The sequence below is a fragment of the Paenibacillus sp. FSL K6-0276 genome (assembly GCF_037977235.1).
In the GTDB taxonomy this organism is placed as follows: Bacteria; Bacillota; Bacilli; order Paenibacillales; family Paenibacillaceae; genus Paenibacillus_AQ.
In genome coordinates, this window is sequence record NZ_CP150276.1 from 1,919,734 (window position 1) to 1,938,125 (window position 18,392).

18 protein-coding genes are annotated in these 18,392 nt (G+C 46.3%); 12 read left to right on the forward strand and 6 right to left on the reverse strand.

Features of this window, described 5'->3' with window-relative positions:
• Positions 1-191: 191 nt before the first annotated feature.
• A complete protein-coding gene (locus MHH52_RS08740) occupies positions 192-476 on the forward strand; it encodes a hypothetical protein (protein ID WP_313641466.1) in 285 nt (94 codons plus the stop codon).
• A gap of 155 nt (positions 477-631) precedes the next feature.
• Here the strand turns inward: MHH52_RS08740 and MHH52_RS08745 are convergent, their stop codons facing one another.
• Entirely contained in the window at positions 632-772 is a 141-nt protein-coding gene (locus MHH52_RS08745) for a hypothetical protein (protein WP_313641467.1), read from the reverse strand.
• 373 nt (positions 773-1,145) lie between these two features.
• Here MHH52_RS08745 and MHH52_RS08750 point away from each other — a divergent pair, with 373 nt between their 5' ends.
• Positions 1,146-2,480 (forward strand): DRTGG domain-containing protein, encoded by a 1,335-nt coding sequence (locus MHH52_RS08750; protein ID WP_340007964.1) that lies wholly within the window; start codon positions 1,146-1,148, stop codon positions 2,478-2,480.
• A 95-nt stretch (positions 2,481-2,575) separates the two neighbouring features.
• Here the strand turns inward: MHH52_RS08750 and MHH52_RS08755 are convergent, their stop codons facing one another.
• The 3 genes from MHH52_RS08755 to MHH52_RS08765 all read right to left on the reverse strand — a co-directional run bounded on the left by MHH52_RS08755 (position 2,576) and on the right by MHH52_RS08765 (position 3,812).
• Positions 2,576-2,896: a YtpI family protein gene (locus MHH52_RS08755; protein ID WP_340007966.1), complete on the reverse strand. Its 321-nt coding sequence runs from the start codon at positions 2,894-2,896 to the stop codon at positions 2,576-2,578.
• A gap of 86 nt (positions 2,897-2,982) precedes the next feature.
• The gene (locus MHH52_RS08760; RefSeq protein ID WP_340007967.1) at positions 2,983-3,483 is read right to left on the reverse strand and encodes a hypothetical protein; all 501 of its coding nucleotides are present in this window, start codon (positions 3,481-3,483) and stop codon (positions 2,983-2,985) included.
• Positions 3,484-3,488: 5 nt separating this feature from the next.
• Complete coding sequence (locus MHH52_RS08765; RefSeq protein ID WP_094874151.1) at positions 3,489-3,812, reverse strand: YtrH family sporulation protein; 324 nt, start codon at positions 3,810-3,812, stop codon at positions 3,489-3,491.
• 325 nt (positions 3,813-4,137) lie between these two features.
• Between MHH52_RS08765 and MHH52_RS08770 the strand changes: the two genes are divergently transcribed.
• From MHH52_RS08770 to pyk, 6 genes are all read left to right on the forward strand, one after another.
• Positions 4,138-7,779, forward strand: a complete 3,642-nt coding sequence (locus tag MHH52_RS08770) for a DNA polymerase III subunit alpha (protein WP_340007968.1) — start codon at positions 4,138-4,140, stop codon at positions 7,777-7,779.
• A gap of 74 nt (positions 7,780-7,853) precedes the next feature.
• A complete protein-coding gene (locus MHH52_RS08775; protein ID WP_313641471.1) occupies positions 7,854-8,351 on the forward strand; it encodes a phosphatidylglycerophosphatase A in 498 nt (165 codons plus the stop codon).
• Positions 8,352-8,500: 149 nt separating this feature from the next.
• Positions 8,501-8,689, forward strand: coding sequence for a glutamate decarboxylase (locus tag MHH52_RS08780; protein ID WP_313641472.1), 189 nt, complete (start codon positions 8,501-8,503; stop codon positions 8,687-8,689).
• Between the two features lie 72 nt (positions 8,690-8,761).
• Entirely contained in the window at positions 8,762-9,655 is an 894-nt protein-coding gene (accD, locus tag MHH52_RS08785; protein WP_340007971.1) for an acetyl-CoA carboxylase, carboxyltransferase subunit beta, read from the forward strand.
• Between the two features lies 1 nt (position 9,656).
• Positions 9,657-10,658: an acetyl-CoA carboxylase carboxyltransferase subunit alpha gene (locus tag MHH52_RS08790; RefSeq protein WP_313641474.1), complete on the forward strand. Its 1,002-nt coding sequence runs from the start codon at positions 9,657-9,659 to the stop codon at positions 10,656-10,658.
• 331 nt (positions 10,659-10,989) lie between these two features.
• Entirely contained in the window at positions 10,990-12,408 is a 1,419-nt protein-coding gene (gene pyk / locus MHH52_RS08795; RefSeq protein ID WP_340007973.1) for a pyruvate kinase, read from the forward strand.
• A gap of 247 nt (positions 12,409-12,655) precedes the next feature.
• On the opposite strand, the gene MHH52_RS08800 is transcribed toward pyk, so the two are convergent.
• Positions 12,656-13,351 carry a G1 family glutamic endopeptidase gene (locus MHH52_RS08800; protein WP_340007975.1) on the reverse strand — a complete coding sequence of 232 codons (696 nt, stop codon included), beginning with the start codon at positions 13,349-13,351 and terminating at the stop codon, positions 12,656-12,658.
• A gap of 134 nt (positions 13,352-13,485) precedes the next feature.
• On the opposite strand from MHH52_RS08800, the gene MHH52_RS08805 reads away from it, so the two are divergent.
• From MHH52_RS08805 to MHH52_RS08815, 3 genes are read left to right on the forward strand one after another with little or no spacing between them, the layout of a single operon-like run.
• Positions 13,486-14,652, forward strand: a complete 1,167-nt coding sequence (locus tag MHH52_RS08805; protein ID WP_340007977.1) for an MFS transporter — start codon at positions 13,486-13,488, stop codon at positions 14,650-14,652.
• 56 nt (positions 14,653-14,708) lie between these two features.
• The gene (locus tag MHH52_RS08810; protein WP_340007979.1) at positions 14,709-15,236 is read left to right on the forward strand and encodes a thioesterase family protein; all 528 of its coding nucleotides are present in this window, start codon (positions 14,709-14,711) and stop codon (positions 15,234-15,236) included.
• Positions 15,233-15,631: an FxsA family protein gene (locus tag MHH52_RS08815; RefSeq protein WP_042186523.1), complete on the forward strand. Its 399-nt coding sequence runs from the start codon at positions 15,233-15,235 to the stop codon at positions 15,629-15,631. Before MHH52_RS08810 ends, MHH52_RS08815 begins: the two co-directional genes overlap by 4 nt.
• Positions 15,632-15,724: 93 nt before the next feature.
• Here MHH52_RS08815 and ytvI read toward each other — a convergent pair whose 3' ends face one another.
• Positions 15,725-16,840 carry a sporulation integral membrane protein YtvI gene (ytvI, locus tag MHH52_RS08820; RefSeq protein ID WP_340007981.1) on the reverse strand — a complete coding sequence of 372 codons (1,116 nt, stop codon included), beginning with the start codon at positions 16,838-16,840 and terminating at the stop codon, positions 15,725-15,727.
• 395 nt (positions 16,841-17,235) lie between these two features.
• Here ytvI and MHH52_RS08825 point away from each other — a divergent pair, with 395 nt between their 5' ends.
• Positions 17,236-18,348, forward strand: a complete 1,113-nt coding sequence (locus MHH52_RS08825; RefSeq protein ID WP_340007982.1) for a citrate/2-methylcitrate synthase — start codon at positions 17,236-17,238, stop codon at positions 18,346-18,348.
• Positions 18,349-18,392: the final 44 nt, after the last annotated feature.

Below are 18,392 nucleotides of genomic sequence, written 5' to 3' on the forward strand. Positions count from 1 at the left end.
TAAATGCGTACTATTATATTTCTCGCTTAAACGCTTACCGTCCTAAATAAGGACGCCGAAGGCGTTTGTGCTTGTATATTTTTGAATAGAAGTATATTTTTTAGTGGACTTGCCTCATATTACGGACTTCATGTTCATAGAGTAGAGATATAGATTCGATTGAATAACCTCTCTAAGAAGGAGCTGTTACTATGAGAAAAAGAAACAAGTCTAAACATGTTATTTATCTGTTGCTGGCGTTGGCTATGCTTTTGTATGCACTGCCGAAGTTATCGCTTGCGAATGGGCCCAGTTGGGTATTTGGTTTTGGAGTCGTCTGGTCACTTTTCGCTTTTCTGGTCATTGCGGCACATCTTCATTTTATTATTGGGGTTGATGAGGAGAAGACCAAGCGTTTGGAAGCTGTGCGAAAAGCAAAATTGGAGCAATGGCAGTCCAAATGGAAAGAAGAAACTAGAGTTACACAAAGATCATAGGATTGGGGTTGCGGTCCTTAAGTAACTAGATTTGATCAGCCCTTGAATCTCGCAAAAAGCGCCGAAATGGCGTAAAGAGAGGCATAATCATACGAAAAAGCCCACTAGCCAGTGGGCTTTAAATATACCCCTGCAAAGCTGCAGGGGTATTAAAGTTATCGTCCGCCTGTAAAAGGATTGATCTCATCCGTGAGATCTTTTCCAGCTTTCTTTTCTTCTGCAGAAATCCGTTTTCCAAGAGCTGCGTAGTACCACGCCGCAGGAATGAGTAACGCGAGTATAAAAAGAAATTGCATAAAGTCATCCCCTTTCACCTCTACATCATAACATATTTTTCCTTTTTTCTTAAGGGTCTATTCTCTATTCGTCTACCCAGTTTGTCTAACAAACGGATTACTTTTTACTGACCGAGCATTCTACTTCAAATACATAACTAGCGCTCCGCTGAGGCCATCTTGCAATGATCAGACTCTGAGTTTGATGGTTTGGGCAAAGACAGGGTTGTTAGGCAATTAGCAGGGCCGGTTGGAAAATTACCTGTTCTTCTTTGGTAACTGTATACAAGGAGATAATTGGAATCCCGAAGCTCATGAATCGGTTGTACTGAGCCATTCTCTCCGTGTATACTGAGTACAGTATGGTACAGATCGGAGTACGGGGGTGTAACAGTTGGAAGGTCAAGGCGATGCAATTACTAAACACGAGCAACTGCTGCAGCATATTGAAAGACTTAAGGTAGGCTCCAAAATATCTGTTCGTAAGCTTGCAAAAGAAATGTTGGTCAGCGAGGGGACTGCATATCGTGCAGTTAAGGAAGCTGAGAATCTTGGGATTGTCATCACGAAGGAACGGATTGGTACAGTACGTGTAGAAAAGAAGCCTCGTAACATTTCTGAACAGCTGACGTTTGGTGACGTGGTTGATATTGTGGAGGGTCATGTTCTCGGCGGAGCTAGCGGACTGAGTAAACATCTACATAAATATGTAATCGGGGCGATGAAGGTCGACGCGATGATCCGTTATATTGACGCGGACAGTCTGCTTATTGTGGGTAACCGCGATGATGTTCACTCCTTGGCACTGGAACAGGGTGCCGGTGTTCTGGTTACAGGTGGTTTCGGGACAAGCCGTGAAGTTAAGGCGTTGGCGGACGAGCTGGACCTTCCGATTATATCTTCAAGACATGACACGTTTACAGTAGCATCAATGATTAACCGTGCGATTTTTGATAGATTAATTAAGAAGAAAATTATGTTAGTTGAGGATATTGTTGAAAGCAAGACGCGTCTGAATACGTTGAAAATTTCAAGCACCGTCGGTGAGCTACGGCAGATTTCAGAGGACACTGGAGAGCAGCGTTTTCCCGTTACAGATGAATGGAACCGAGTGATTGGTATTATCGGCCGACGCGAAGTAGAGGACCTGACGGAAGGGCAAAGTATTGAAAAGGCAATGGTTCGGAGTCCGGTTACCGCTGCACTGCATACTTCGCTAGCCTCAGCTGCGCAGATCATGATGTGGGAAGGCGTGGATTTCCTGCCCATTGTAGACCGTAACCGCAAATTGGTGGGCTCTCTAACTCGTAAAGAAGTGCTGCAAAGTTTGCGTGATGTACGTAACACGCCACAGCTTGGAGAGACCTTCGATCATCTCATCTGGAACGGTTTTGCGGATGAGCGGGATGAAGAGGGACGATTGTTTTTTCATGGCTTTATTACTCCTCAGATGGCCACAGACCTTGGGACCATTTCTGAAGGTATATTGTCTACAATAATGACGCTCTCTGCGTTTAAGGCAGCCAAGGATATTACAGGAAATGACTATGTTGTAGATAATATGTCCACCTATTTTATTCGGCCGGTGCAGATCGAACACGCGATCGTTGTAATGCCGAGATTGCTCGAAATTAGTCGTCGTACATGTAAGCTTGAAATAGAGATCAGCTATTTGGATACCCTGGTAGCGAAAGCTGTCCTAATGCTGCAATCCATTGATCACGGCTAAGACACAATGAATTATAAGCATGATAAATAGACTGCCCTCAACGATGATAGTGAGGGGAGTCTATTTTATTCTTGTGATACTATCAGGGGTATAGTCTAGGTTTTCGACTGATGTTGTTCTTGGCTGCGGCTACGGCTGTAATAACTATAGCTGCGTAGTCCTGAGAAAATGTTGAACACACCGATCAGAAGAAAGGCAGCTTCAACAATAATATTAACGGTGGAGCCACGAAACAGAAACATGGAAATCAGGGAAAGCGTTACGAGCATTGCGCCCAGCATCACATTCATGACAGAGCGTTTCAGCCCTTTATCTTGGGGATTTAAGGCACGGCGAGAGGATAAGCTGAACACAGCGGCACCGATTACAAAGATCACCAGCAGGATAAACAGTAAGTATTTGATAAATAAAACCATGGACAGCCAGCTCCTTATCATGTCGTGCAAAAGTCTTGAAGTAATTTCCACTTTTGTCTGTCCATTATTGTATCACACGATTGGTGTCAGCTGCGCTTAAAAGGACTGATTTCCACCCAGATTTGCAGGACGCCTTCCATGACGAGCATCGTCCGGATTTTGACAGAGTATTCCTTATCACGCACAATGTATAGCTTGCCGTCCAACAGTAGTCTAACCAGTTTGCTGTCTGTGTCAATGTCGAACATGCTACGGCCGCGCATAGGCTCCAGGTCTGACCCCATTTGGCTTATAATTAATTTTACAGTTACGGGGTCAAGTGGGTTATCTTCTTTGGATTTGCTCTCCTCCGAACGGATTTTGATTTCTCTGATTACGGTAGAGGTATTATTGTATTTTTTGAGCGTCTGGATATCTTTCTGATACTGTTCAATTTGTACACGTAAGTCTTGATTATGCAGCCATAATACGTTATATCCTACATGGTAAATAGCATTGTATATCACGGCTCCCACGACGATCCCCAGCATGAATATAGCGGAAATTTGGGTGAATCTACGAAAACGACTGAATGGTGGAACTCTCACTGGCGTTACCCCCTGCCGCACACCCATTTTACTAGCTCGCTGCCCATATGAGCGCCGAGAAAAGCGAAGGCAAGATACATGATTTGCTTGATGGCGGGGGAGAGGTTGCCTCCAATCATATTGCTTTCAATGACCCGTAAAGGGTCCATAGTACCCCCTACAGCGGCGGCAAGTGCCCATATTTTAATCCGGTCTGCTACATCTAGCATCGTTTGCGTCGGCGGTTGCAGGGATACTACGGCGCCGATTCCGCCGACCATAGCTCCGCCAAGTACGATGCCGAAGGCGATAAAGAAATCGAGGATCGCTTTGCTCATAAAAATGCTCATAAAGGCCCCTTCCCGGACGAGGCATCTATAAATGCTGCCTGTCCATGTGCTCTTAATCCATTCTATGGGCGGGTCCCCCTTTAATATGATAAAATAGTTTCATCTTATAGTGCGAGTTCAAAAAGTACGGTTTTCAGCACCGAGAAGATTGAAAGAAGGTAGAAAATGAGGAGCGGAGCGTAGTGGAAGCTACGTGAGCACCGGAAGTTTCGCCTGAATTCAATATTCGATGTCGAGTAAGCTTCTTGGGTTACTTCGTGATCAAAAGCGGACTTTTTGAACAACTATTTATGTTTGATTTTTGTAGTAGAAAGGAAGTGGGATAATGAGCCCTTTCGTGCATTTGCATGTGCACAGCGAATACAGTTTACTGGACGGGGCGGCGCGCATTACCGATCTCGTGCGTCGGGCCGGCGAATACGGCATGAAGTCGCTGGCGCTTACGGATCATGGAGTGATGTATGGGGCGATCCCCTTTTATAAAGCGTGTAAAGAGAATGGAATCAAGCCGATTATCGGCTGTGAAGCTTATTTAACCGCGGGCTCTCGACGTGAGCGAGGCAGTCGTAAAGATCAACCGATTTATCACCTGATTCTGCTCGTCAAGAATGAAACCGGCTACAAGAACCTGATGAAGCTGATCTCTATCGGCCATCTGGAAGGCCATCACTATAAACCTCGTATTGATATGGAGGTTCTGGCCGCTCATTCCGAGGGGATTATCTGCCTCAGTGCCTGTCTTGGCGGCGAAGTGCCGCAGCATCTGTTGCATGGAAGAGATGACGAGGCGCGCAAGGCAGCGCTGCGATATAAGGAGATTTTTGGCGAAGACTTCTACCTAGAGCTTCAAGATCACGGAATTTCCGAGCAAAAGCGAGTAAATCCGAAGCTGATCGCACTTGCCAAGGCCTGTGAGATCCCACTTGTAGCTACGAATGACGTTCATTATTTAGCCAAGGAAGATGCAGAGGTACAGGATGTTCTGATCTGTATTGGAACAGGTAAAACTGTGGATGATGAGGAACGGCTCAAGATCGGAACAGATCAACTGTTTCTAAAAAGTAGTGATCAGATGGCGGCGTTGTTCCCGCATGTGCCTGAAGCTATTAGTAACACGTTATTGATCGCAGAAAAATGTAATTTGGAGCTTACCTTCGGTCAACATATTCTGCCTGCATATTCACCCATTCCAGAAGGTAAGGACTCCGCTGCTTATTTGCGAGAGTTGTGCTTTAAAGGGCTTGAAGAACGATATATAGACACACCGCTTTGGGCATCGTCTGAGCAAAGAGAGACCGCTGAGAAGCGTCTTGCCTATGAGCTTGGCGTCATCGAGAATATGGGGTTTAGCGATTATTTTCTAATTGTGTGGGATTTTATCGCTTATTGTCATCGTCAGGGGATTGCTACTGGGCCAGGTCGGGGTTCCTCCGCGGGGAGTCTTACCGCTTACTCCCTACGAATCACCGATGTAGATCCGATTAAGTATAATTTGCTCTTTGAACGTTTCTTAAATCCAGAACGGATCACGATGCCAGATATTGATATCGATTTTAGTGATGAGCGTCGTGACGAGGTTATTAGTTATGTGGTGGAGAAATACGGCAAAGAACATGTGGCACAGATTATTACGTTCGGAACCATGGCTGCAAGGGCTGCGGTTCGTGATGTGGGTAGGGTGCTGAATTTACCTTATAACGAGGTAGATAAAGCTGCCAAGCTCATCCCAGGACAACTGGGCATCAGCCTTGCTAGAGCGCTTGAGACTACGCCAGACCTTAAAGCGCTGTATGACAGTAATCCTAAGATCAAAGGCTTGCTGGATATGGCAATGAAAGTGGAAGGTATGCCTCGCCATGCTTCGACACATGCTGCCGGGGTTGTCATTTCCAAAGGTCCACTAACCGATGCTGTACCCCTTCAGGAGGGCAACGAAAGTACAGCATTAACTCAATACTCTATGGAGCATTTGGAGAGTGTTGGGCTGCTGAAGATGGATTTTCTGGGACTGCGCACCTTGTCTATTATTGAGCGCTGTATGAATTCGATTAAAGAAATGAGTGGCAGTGTTCCAGATTTCCGTATCGTGCCTGATAACGATCCAGCCACATATGAGATGCTTGGTGCAGGCGAGACAACAGGGGTCTTCCAACTGGAGTCGGCAGGCGTGCGACGTGTGCTTAAAGATTTGAAACCTAACGGTTTTGAAGATATTGTATCGGTTCTAGCACTGTATCGTCCGGGTCCGATGGAGTTTATCCCGAAATATATAGCAGGCAAGCACGGTCAGATTGAAGTAGAGTATCCGCATCCTGATCTGGAACCTATATTAGCGGATACCTTTGGGATTATTGTTTATCAGGAACAGATCATGCAGATTGCTTCGCTTATGGCCGGATTCTCACTTGGTGAAGCGGATCTACTCCGCCGGGCGGTCTCTAAGAAGAAACGCGAGACGCTGGATAAGGAACGAAGCCATTTTGTACAGGGTAGCTTACAGCAGGGGTATAACGAAAATGATGCGAATGCCGTCTACGATATGATTGTGCGGTTTGCCGATTACGGATTCCCACGTGCCCATGCTGCAGCTTATGGAGTATTGGCTTTTCAGACGGCTTATCTCAAGGCACATTATCCGGTTCAGTTTATGGCTTCCATGCTGACCGCTGTGATGGGCACCCACCGTAAGGTGGCGGAATATGTGTTGGACTGCCGCCGCACGGGCATCGGCGTGTTACCGCCGGATGTGAACGAGAGCGGCGTACTATTTACTCCGGTTCCTGGCGAAGAACAGGGAACCGGGCATATCCGCTTTGGGCTCGCAGCGATTAAGAACGTCGGCACACTTGCAGTAGAGAACATTATGTCGGTCCGCAAGGAGCGACCGTTCGACAGTCTACTTGATTTCTGTCGACGTGTGGATCTGCGGGTCTGCAATAAGCGGGTAGTGGAGTCTTTGCTTCAGGCAGGCGCTTTTGACTGTCTGCCGGGTCACCGAGCCCAGTTGCTGGCTATGCTGGACGAGACTGTTGACGCCGCGCTGAAATGGCGCAAGGAGCGGGATGAACTGCAAATCCAGTTGTTCGATGATTTGGTGGAGACGCCGAACTGGGAGATTCGGTATCCGGATATCCCTAAGTTCACAGTAGGACAGCAGCTGGAGATGGAACGTGAGCTACTGGGGTTGTATCTTTCGGGTCATCCGCTCGACGATAGCGCCGAGCTGCTTGAAGAGCCTGGGATGCAGCGGCTAATGGATCTTGGTGAAGCTGCGGATGAGAGCCAGACGGTTACGGCTGGAATGGTCGTATCCGTTAAGGAAATTACGACAAAGCAGGGGAAATCGATGGCTTTCATCGAATGGGAAGATCAGATCGAGCGCTGCGAGGTCGTGCTCTTTCCTGAGGTGTGGAAGCGGAGCCGCAGCTTAATTGCCAAAGGCGCGCTGTTGGCCTTGCGCGCTAAGGTGCAGCAGGAGGACGAAGGCTTCAAGCTGCTGGCCGAGGAAGTGGCGATGCTATCCGCGGAGACCCTCCGCGGCCTGCTGCAGCGCCGTAGTGCCGCCGCGTCCCGCTCGTATAGCGCGGGACGCTCGGCCTCAGCAGGAGCTGCGCCGCCGCGCGGCGCAGCTCCTGCTTCGCGGGCCAGCGGTGCCTCCACTGGCACCGCTGGCAGACCTGCAGGCGGCGCTGCTGCGCCTGCAATACCTGCACCGGCCGCTGCGCCAGCGCCGGCCTCAGGCCAGCGTGTCTTTATCAAGATCACGCCGGCCGCCGAGAATGCTGCGCAGCTGTCGCGCCTGAAGGAGCTGCTGCAGAATCATCCAGGTCCAGTAGCGACGATTCTGTTCTATGAACGGGATCAGAAGCTTCTGGCCCTTAGCGATAACTATCGAATTAAGCCTACCGAGGAGCTGTTCGCGGCTATCGAGGCGATGCTGGGCGTAGGTACCGTAAGAATAAAATAAGAACAATTCCTCCCTTTTCCGCATACATTAGGAAACCACAGGGCGAATCCCTGTACGGAAAGGGGAATCACATCATGTCCTATCAAATGGCAGTAGATCTGTTGGAACGTAGAGGCGTATCACTTTCTTCCATTGCTGAAATCGTATATATTTTACAATCGGTTTATTATCCCGGTTTATCCAAGGAAGAATGCTTTTCCAGTGTGAAGTCTGTTCTGGGAAAAAGAGAAGTGCAGTACACGTTAATGACGGGGATTGCACTTGATGAACTGGCAGAGAAAAGACTGCTTCCGCAGCCGCTCCAGGCAGTTATGGAGGCGGATGAATCACTTTATGGAGCGGACGAGACTCTAGCGCTTGGTATCACAGGGGTTTATGGGATGATCGGACTGACAGGATTTGGGTACTTGGACAAAATAAAACTTGGTATCATTGGTGAATTGAACGATGATAAGGGTAGTATTCACGTGTTCTTAGATGATCTTGTTGCGGGTATCGCGGCAGCTGCTTCTGCTAGAATTGCACATCGGCATGAAGGAGCAAAAGTATATCCTCTAGTCACGGACAAGTAATAATTAACCCTATTTATTTCGTTAGAACGAGTTCCTCAGTCTTGCTTCCTTTCCCCTACTCCTGTTGCGGGAAAAAAGAAAACTGTGTTATCATAATTCCATTATACGGGATACGGCTGGGAATTAAGATTGGGGAGGCCTTGCAAGGCATGTGGACGGTAATATATATCGCGCCGACCGCCAAAGTGGCGGATATGATTAAGAGTAAGCTGACTGAAGAAGGTTTTTTGATAAAATGCCGTCCAATCAATATGTCCAAGCAGCAGTTTGAGATATTGGTTCCTTCGGGTGAACTGGAGGAAGTACAGGAAGTCCTTAATCTTATTCTGCATCCCTGAATTTCTATCAAGAGAAAAGTCATGACAGCGGCAAGCTGCATAACGCAAATAAACGGCTGAAGAGGTGCGGGTGTGTTCAAAGATTTATTTCAGAAGAAACGGAAGTACGCGACTATTCCTTCAGAACGTCTGGAGCGGAGCGGCGGGCCTGCAGAAGGCGAACGCCCCAAACGGGAAATACCTGAAGGATTAATGAGTAAATGTAACAAATGCGGAACGATCCAGTATAGTAAGGAATTGGAAAAGAATCTAAAGGTATGTCCTACTTGTGGTCATCATTTGCGCTTGAACGCTGTAGAGCGTATTGCTATGACGTTAGACCCAGAGGGCTTTATTGAGTTTGACAGTGAAATGTATTCTATAGATCCACTGAAATTCCCGGGTTATGCCTCTAAACTGGAGCAACAGCAACTTAAATCGGGACAAACTGATGCCGTGATTACGGGACAGGGATCTATTGGCGGACATCCAGTTATCGTAGCTGTGATGAATTTTGAATTTTTCTCGGGCAGTATGGGATCTGTAGTAGGTGAGAAGATTACCCGAGCGATTGAAGAAGCCACGGAGAAGCAGCTTCCACTCCTTATTTTCTCTACTTCAGGCGGAGCGAGAATGCAGGAGAGTATTCTAAGTCTTATGCAAATGGCGAAGACCAGTGCAGCGCTTGCTCGTTTCAATGAAGTGGGCGGTCTTTATATTTCTATAATTACAGATCCGACAACCGGCGGAGTATCTGCGAGTTTTGCTAGTCTTGGTGATATTATTATTGCAGAGCCTGGGGCGGTATTCGGTTTCGCAGGACGTATAGTCATTGAACAGACGATTCGCCAGAAGCTTCCGGATGATTTCCAGACGGCTGAATTTAATCTGCAGCATGGCTTGATTGATATGGTTGTGCACCGTAAAGAAATGCGTGCCACACTGACCAAAATTTTGGAAATGCATGATGTGAAAGGGGGATTTTAGGTTGGCAGGAGAGTTGCCTTTTGAAATGCCTCTGGTTGAAATGCGCAAGAAAATTGCCGAGCTAAAGCAGTTTGGCGAAGAGAAGGGTATTGATTTTACGGATGAGGTAGCAAGGCTGGAAGAACGGTACCGTGTGCTTGAGGAAGAAGTATATTCTAATATCTCTCCTTCCCAAAAAATGCATCTAGCCAGACATCAAGGACGTCCGACTTCCCTTGATCTTATGAACCAGATCTTCACAGATTTTATTGAGCTACACGGTGATCGAATGTATGGGGATGATCTTGCTATTGTAGGCGGTATCGCCAAACTGAATGGCGTCCCGGTTACGGTTATTGGTCAACAGCGCGGTAAAGATACAAAAGAGAATATTTTACGCTTTTTCGGCAGTGCACACCCTGAGGGCTTCCGTAAAGCGTTGCGTCTGATGCAGCAAGCGGACAAGTTCAAACGTCCCATTATAACCTTCGTGGATACGAAAGGTGCATATCCAGGCAATACAGCTGAGGAAAGAGGCCAGTCTGAGGCGATTGCCCGTAATCTGCGTGAAATGTCTCAGTTTGGTGTTCCTGTAATCTGTGTTGTCATCGGAGAAGGCGGAAGTGGTGGAGCACTAGCACTGGCAGTTGGTAATAGAGTGCTTATGCTGGAGCATGCCATCTATTCCGTAATATCCCCTAACGGTGCTGCTTCGATTCTATGGAAGGATGCTTCGAAGGCTGATCAAGCGGCGGAAGCCATGAAGATAACGGCATCTGATCTGCTTGAAATGGAAGTCATTGAAGAGATCGTTCCTGAGCCAAAAGGTGGCGCTCATCGTGATTACGAAGCTACGGCAGCTGCAATTAAGGATGCGTTATGGCGTCATTTGCAGGAGCTAATTCCTCTGAATAGAGCGGAATTGAAAGAAGATCGTTATCGTAAATTCCGTAAAATTGGTGAGTTTGCAGAAGTCCAGCAAGAGCAGATTTTCCTTGAAGAAGAAGTGGAATCGGAAGTGTAAGAAGTGCTTTACCATTTGCACTTTAAGACATATAACCATACTTAGTGGACCATATTGAATTTAGTGTAAATTATACATTTTATTGGAATTAAAATAATCTCGACTCACTGCCGGGATTATTTTAATTTTTTTGTGCGTTCAGATAATTCGAGCTTAAATTACATCCAAAAGAGCCTACAACATTGATTTTGTGTCTAAGTTGCAGTAATATTCATAAGGGCGTAGTTAAAGGCACATGTGACAAAGTTCCTATTTAATTAGTTAGCCTTGTAGTAGATTTTGTAGTTGGAAAAAGTGAGACAGAGAGAACGAAAAAACGGAGGAAAACCTAATGCGGAAAAGTAAAATTGTATGTACGATCGGACCTGCGAGTGAATCGTTGGAGAATATCAAAAAATTGATTTTGGCTGGTATGAATGTGGCCCGTTTGAATTTCTCCCACGGCGATTTTGAAGAGCATGGTGCCCGGATCCAAACGATCCGTCAAGCATCTAAGGAACTGAACAAAACTGTTGCTATCCTGCTCGATACAAAAGGACCGGAGATTCGCACAGGCAAGTTGGAAGTAGAACCGATTGAACTAGTTCAGGACGAGTACCTGACACTAACTACGGAAGAAATCCTTGGCACCCAAGAACGTATTTCCATCACGTACAGTGAACTTCCTAATGATGTTCAAGTAGGATCCACCATCCTTATTGATGACGGTCTGATTGGTTTGACAGTTGTCGACATTCAAGGTACAGAAATCAAGACCCGTATTGTAAACGGTGGTACGATCAAGAGCAAGAAGGGCGTTAACGTACCAGGAGTAAATATCTCCTTGCCGGGTATTACGGAAAAAGACACCAACGATATTCTTTTTGGTATCGAACAGGACATCGATTTTATCGCCGCTTCCTTCGTTCGCAAAGCTAGCGACGTTAAGGAAATTCGTGAGCTGCTTGCGAAAAACAACGCTTCTCACATCCAAATTATTTCCAAAATCGAAAACCAACAAGGTGTTGACAACCTTGATGAAATTTTAGAAGCTTCTGACGGCCTGATGGTTGCTCGTGGTGACCTTGGTGTTGAAATCCCTGCTGAAGATGTACCTTTGGCTCAAAAATTGATGATTCAAAAATGTAACGTAGCTGGAAAACCAGTTATCACAGCTACACAAATGCTGGATTCCATGCAGCGCAACCCACGTCCTACTCGCGCTGAAGCGAGTGACGTAGCTAACGCTATTTTCGACGGAACAGATGCGATCATGCTCTCCGGAGAGACTGCTGCTGGTAAATACCCAGTAGAATCCGTACTTACAATGTCCCGCATTGCTGAGAAAGCGGAATCCGCTCTGAACCATCGTGAAATCTTCATGAAACAACAAACTGCACAAGAAACTACAGTTACAGAAGCTATCAGCCAATCCGTTGCGATTTCCGCTTTGGATCTGAACGCTAAGGCTATCCTTTCTTCGACTGTTACTGGTCATACTGCACGCGTTGTTTCCAAATACCGTCCTAAAGCACCAATCATTGCTGTTACGACACAAGAAAGAACTATGCGTCAATTGTCCCTTGTTTGGGGCGTAACTCCAGTATTCGGTAAAGTAGCTACTTCCACAGATGAATTGCTGGAAACAGCAATCAAAGGTGGTAAGGATTCTGGTCTGGTTCAAACTGGCGACCTAGTTGTTATTACTGCAGGAATTCCACTCGGACGTTCCGGTTCCACTAACTTGGTAAAAGTAAGCACAATCGAGTAGTTCTCGACTGGCTTTGCCTGATTCGTAGTTTTTACTTAGCCAAGCAAAAACGCGGTTGGCGTCCCTAAAGGACGGTAAGCGTTTATGCGAGAAATATAAGGATAATGTATAGCGTGAAACTTATACTTTCTTATATTTTAAATAAAAGAGCTGTCTCAGAAGTAGTGAAAATCTACAAATGAGACAGCTCTTTTTTCGTGTTCATTTACATATTCGATTGAAGATTGTACTGAATCCATTTATGCTGTTAGTATATTCGTTTGATGCTAAAAGAGTCCCCGTGATGGCTTGGACTGGAAGGAACAGCGACTGTGATGTTATTCTGGACCATGATACCTCCCCTTGAAAGAGTTAGCTTAGGTCGTTTTCCATTGATTCGGCAGCAGGTGAAGTAGGTAGTACAGACGCGTGCTAGCTTTGCGATGGAACCATCGACCTCAGGAGCCTCCAGAATCCATTCGCCGGAGGTCTGTGGACCGTTATATCGCTGGAGTGTTCGGAAGGTCCAATTTCGGCTTAAATTCCGGAGTGTGATAGACCACTTTGTGTGGCTTATCTTCGTGATCGTACCCTTCATATGGTCACCAGGGTGTACTGGAAGGGGGATTACGGTCTCAACATCGGGTAATATTTCCCACCAGGCGTAATAACGGGCAATCTTATTTACGAATTCATGACCTGTTCCAGTCTGGATAAGGCTGCTGTTCTTGAAGCCGTCGATGCCAATCCATGCGGAGGAATAGGTGGGTTTGTGGGTTGGTTTTACGTAAGGGACGATCCATTCGCCGGAAATGCGGTTGAAGGCCCCTTTTCTACCAGTAACAGTGTAGCCGCTCCAGTTCTTAGAAGACCAGCCGAAGGCAGAGCTCTGTCTATTGCTCGCATTAGATTTGTCTGTTAGACAGGGATGATTTACCATGAGAGAATTATGTTTTTTGCTCAACTTGTCCACCGCCTTTATAGTACTGCTATATTAAATGCGATGATTACATATGAAGTACGGGTGTTCTGTTAAAATATAAAAATATAAACGTCATTTCTTCTTAATTAAGAAGTTAGAGAGGACTTGTAGCACATATGGAAAAATTATTGAAGCTGCGCGGCTTTTATCTCTTTTTAGGATTGGCTGGCGGTTCGTTTGGCTCCTATCTTTCGCTGTTGCTTGTCCACAATGGACTTAATAGCGGACAGATAGGTATACTAATGGCAACAGGCACACTAGTTGCAATCACCATTCAGCCGATATGGGGAATTATCTCTGATCGGTATAATCAGACGCGTTTAGTACTAATCCTAAGTGTGGCGGTACCGGCCCTATTAGCAGTTTTTTACCGTTCGGAATATTTTATTGTACTACTTCTGGTGTATACCGCCTCAACGATCTTCTCCTCTACACAGGCTCCTATAGCCGATTCTTACGCGATCTCGGCGGCGAATAGAGCTGGGTCCACTTATGGTAGCATCAGGCTTATGATGAGCGTTGGGGCGGCCGTGGGGGCCTATGCAGGGGGGCTGTATGTATCAACCTTCTCTGTATCCACGATATGGCTGCCTTTTCTCTTTTTTAATATGATTGCGGTCCTTATTGCGTTTACATTGCCGAAGCAGGCGGAAGAGAACCATATGATGAGGCAATCGTTTACTCAGGGGGTAAGACAACTACTGGGGAATCGGGTCTTCCTTGCGTTTTTAGGTGGAAGCTTTCTTGTGAACCAGACGATGGCTGCTTTTGGTACATATTTTGTAATCGCTTTTCAATCGGTTGGAGGCTCTACTCGCTATGCAGGGATTGCGCTCTTTCTCGCATCGGTGACGAATGTGCCTTCCATGCTGTTTGCTTCGAAGGTGATCAAGAGGATAGGCCGTGAGCGGACCTTGCTCCTTGGGGCACTTATTTATGTTTTGCGGTGGGGTATTCAGGTTGCTTTTCCATATCCATCGGTAATGATCGGAGTGCAGGTGCTGCATGGTCTTTCTTTTGGGTTCTTTTATATTGCTGCGGTCGAATATGTATCTCAGATCACTTCTAACGAGATGCAGGCCACAGGCCAAAGTGTATTTAATATGGTGTTTGCAGGTTTTGCTGGCATTGTCGGTAATTTACTGAATGGATTCTTACTCAATCAAGGCGGAGTAGAAGTAATGAACCTGTCTTGTATGTTGAGCTCAATAGCAGGAGCGATGCTCCTGTTATATGTCGCTAGGAGCTCCCGGCGCAAACTATCGACAACAACGCTACCTTAAGAAGGGCTCGGGTTTAAACTCTCCCCTTCTGCTTATGCTGAAAGGAGTATTTTTAGATGAAATTAGAGCGAACTGGCTTGCCCAGCCGATGGTATAAATCGACCCTGCGTGTTCGATATCAGGAAAGTGATCAGATGGGTGTCGTGTATCATGCGAATTATTTGAACTGGTTTGAGTCTGGTCGTACGGAGATGTTTCGTCAGATCGGCTTTACTTATCGTGAACTTGAGAAACGAGGTGTCTTGCTTCCTGTCACCTCAGCAGATTTGCAATTTAAAAGTCCGGCGCGATATGATGATCTTATCTCCGTGTATGCGCGAATGACTACCTTTTCAGCGTTAAGAGTCGGATTTGAGTATCAGGTGCGGAGACTTTCGGAAGAAGAAGGTAGAAATTCAGAAGATTTAGTGGCTACTCTAGGGGAGTTACGGTCGATGGATCCACCTGGGGAGCTACTGGTTACCGGCTTGACAAGTCATGTTTGGGTGAACCGGGAATGGAGGCCTGCTAGGCTGGATAGAGCCCTTCCGGAGCTCTTTCACGCAATAAAAGAGGCGCTGCGGGAAGAAGGGAGTTCAGTATGATTAGAAGCAAATGGTTATGGGCTGGACTATTTATTATTCCTGCTGTGGAATTATTCGGTTTTATCTACGTAGCAGATCAACTTGGAGCATTCAAAACGTTGCTGCTTATGCTGACCACTTCGGTAATCGGTCTACTGATGATGCGATTTGAAGGTAAGAAGGTGCTGCAGGACAGCAGAACACATATGCAGGAGGGCCGCGTTCCTGGTCGGACGATGCTGGATGGTTTATGTATTTTTTTCGGAGGATTACTACTGATATTGCCGGGTTTCGTAACCGATATTGTCGGGTTCACGCTAGTTTTTCCATTGACTCGGCCTTTGTACCGTATATTTTTGCTGAAATGGATTGAGAAGAAGATGAAGAACGGCACCTTCACCTTTTACCGTCGTTAGAATCATGTTCAAAACAATAACAGAGCGGACCCCTGTCATTGATGGGGGGCCCGCTCTGTTTGCTATGTGAGGAATCGATGCTCATCGGTGTTCCTATCTTAATCTGCCGCTAACAATGTAGCTGTGTAAAGCTCGGAATACGCCGGCTCGGTTAAATGCAACAAGGACAACTAGGACAACGGGTCCGATGATTAGCCCTAGCATACCGAATAACTGCAGACCAGCGAACATGCCAATCAACATGGCAAGGGGATCGAGTCCAATGCTACTGGCGAGCACTTTCGGTTCAAGTACCTGCCGGGTAATAAGAATAACTGCATAGAGTATGGATAGTCCGATACCTAGTGCCAGATTGTCCGTCATATAAGAGTAAAGCGCCCAAGGCAGCATCACAATTCCTACACCGAGATAAGGCAGCAGATCTACGAAGCCAATCATTAAGCCGATAGCGAACGCGGACTTCACACCTAGCAGCAGCAGCCCGATCACGACAATGATCGCTGTGATGGAGATCAGGATAACCTGGGCGCGAAGATAACCGAAGAGCGCTCTGCGTAAATCCCTCCAGATATCTGACACAGGTTTTAGGAATGCTGTCGGCAGCCAGCCTGTAAGTTTATCATTATGACGCTCCCAACTTGTACTAATGAAAAAGGCAGCAAGGACAACCACGATAAGAATCGTACCCATACTAGGAAGGGCGGAGATCAGTTTCAATATTACATTAAAAAATCCTGTGACCACTTGCGTGACTGCGTAACCTGCAGTTTCCGTTGTTCTGCTGATATTGCTGTCAATCGTGGCGTGGTAGTCAGGATTGTCTCGGTAGAATTGATTAATCTGGTTGATGATATTCTGAATGCTTACATTCTGGCTCCAGGACAGCAGGAGATCCCTCCATTGGTCGGTGTGGAGATTAAAGGTCTGCAGCAGGACGATCAATTCTTTCACGAGTCTTGTAATCATCGCGGTCAGGACTAGTGTGGTTCCTCCTAAGTAAAATAGCAGAGAGAGCGACACTGCCAGCCAGCCTGGTAATTTGAAGCCTTTAAGAATAAGTATTAGTGGATGCATGATATATGCGAGCAGCCAAGCAAGCAGCAGGGGGTATAACAGTGGAAGCAATAGATAGATTGCCAGCAGGAGGATGGACGTAGCCAGAACGACCCACAGGCCGCGCAGCAGTCTTTTTAATACCAAACGATCCATACCGAGACCACACCTTCTTCATTCCTGCATGTACAGGGGAATAAAAGCTCGTCTTCATATATATTCATAGAACCTATTTAAAGACTAGGATCTGGGATAAATATCAGAATGGGCTGGAATCTCTAAACTGAAATAACAATAGTGAATCAGGGGTTTAGAAGTTTTTTTCTATCTCTCTGATAAAATCATTTGATGCGCTGCAAAGCTTCCGCATTGTTCACATAACCGACAAAATCCAGTATGATGAATAAAGATACGAAGCATGTTGGTCATACAGCATTCCTGACGGAGATGTCCCTAAACGCACTTATTAGATTTTTCAATGCTTTAAATTGGAAATGTTTTCATGAAACTAAGATCGTTTTTATACCTTGTTGGCAAAGGAGAGATATGCTATGACAGCTACCAAAGGCTTGGAAGGTATCGTTGCAACAACTTCATCCATTAGCTCTATTGTGGATGGTGTACTCACTTACCGTGGTTATGATATTGATGAACTGGCAGAACATGCTACCTTCGAAGAAACAGCTTATTTGTTGTGGTTCGGCTGTCTGCCGACGTCGCCAGAGCTGGAAGCGCTCAAGCGGGATCTCAGTGCTTTTGCACAGATTCCTGAGCAGGTAATCGAGCAAATGAAGCTCTATCCTAAAGACGCCAACACCATGGCAGCGTTACGGTCGGCTGTATCAAGCCTTGCTCTCTATGATGAAGCGGCTGACGATATGAGCAGAGAAGCGAACGAGATTAAAGCAGTAAAACTGCAGGCTCAACTCCCAACAATTGTGGCAGCACTGTCACGTATTCGCAAAGGGCTGGAACCTGTGGCTCCTAAAGAAGGCGCTTCCATTGCTGAGAACTTCCTGTATATGCTGTGGGGAAAAGAGCCGGACAGCGTATCTGTCAAAGCGCTTGATACCGCACTTGTTCTTCATGCGGACCATGAGCTGAATGCTTCAACTTTTGCTGGCCGGGTTACGGTTGCGACATTATCCGATATTTATTCTGGGGTTACCTCCGCTATTGGCGCGCTCAAAGGCCCGCTTCACGGTGGGGCGAATGAAGCCGTTATGAAGATGCTAGAAGAGATTGGAAGCTTGGAAGCGGTTGAACCGTTTATCCGTAAGAAGCTGGATAAACGTGAGAAAATCATGGGCTTCGGTCATCGAGTATACAAGAATGGTGATCCACGTGCAAAGCATTTGATGAAGATGTCGCTGGAGCTTGGCACTATGAAAAATGATACTACCCTTTACGACATGTCCGTAAATATTGAACAATTGATTACGGGGCAAAAGGGATTAAGACCGAATGTTGATTTCTATTCGGCTTCTGTTTATACACAGTTGGGTATAGAGCGTGAGCTGTTCACTCCTATTTTTGCAATTAGCCGGACTTCAGGTTGGACTGCGCATATTCTGGAGCAATATACAGATAACCGCATTATTCGTCCACGTGCAGAATACACCGGTATGGTTGAACAGAAATACGTTCCAGTAGATGAAAGATAGAAGAGCAGCCTTGCAGGCTGCTCCTAAAGTTTAGTAGAATGAAC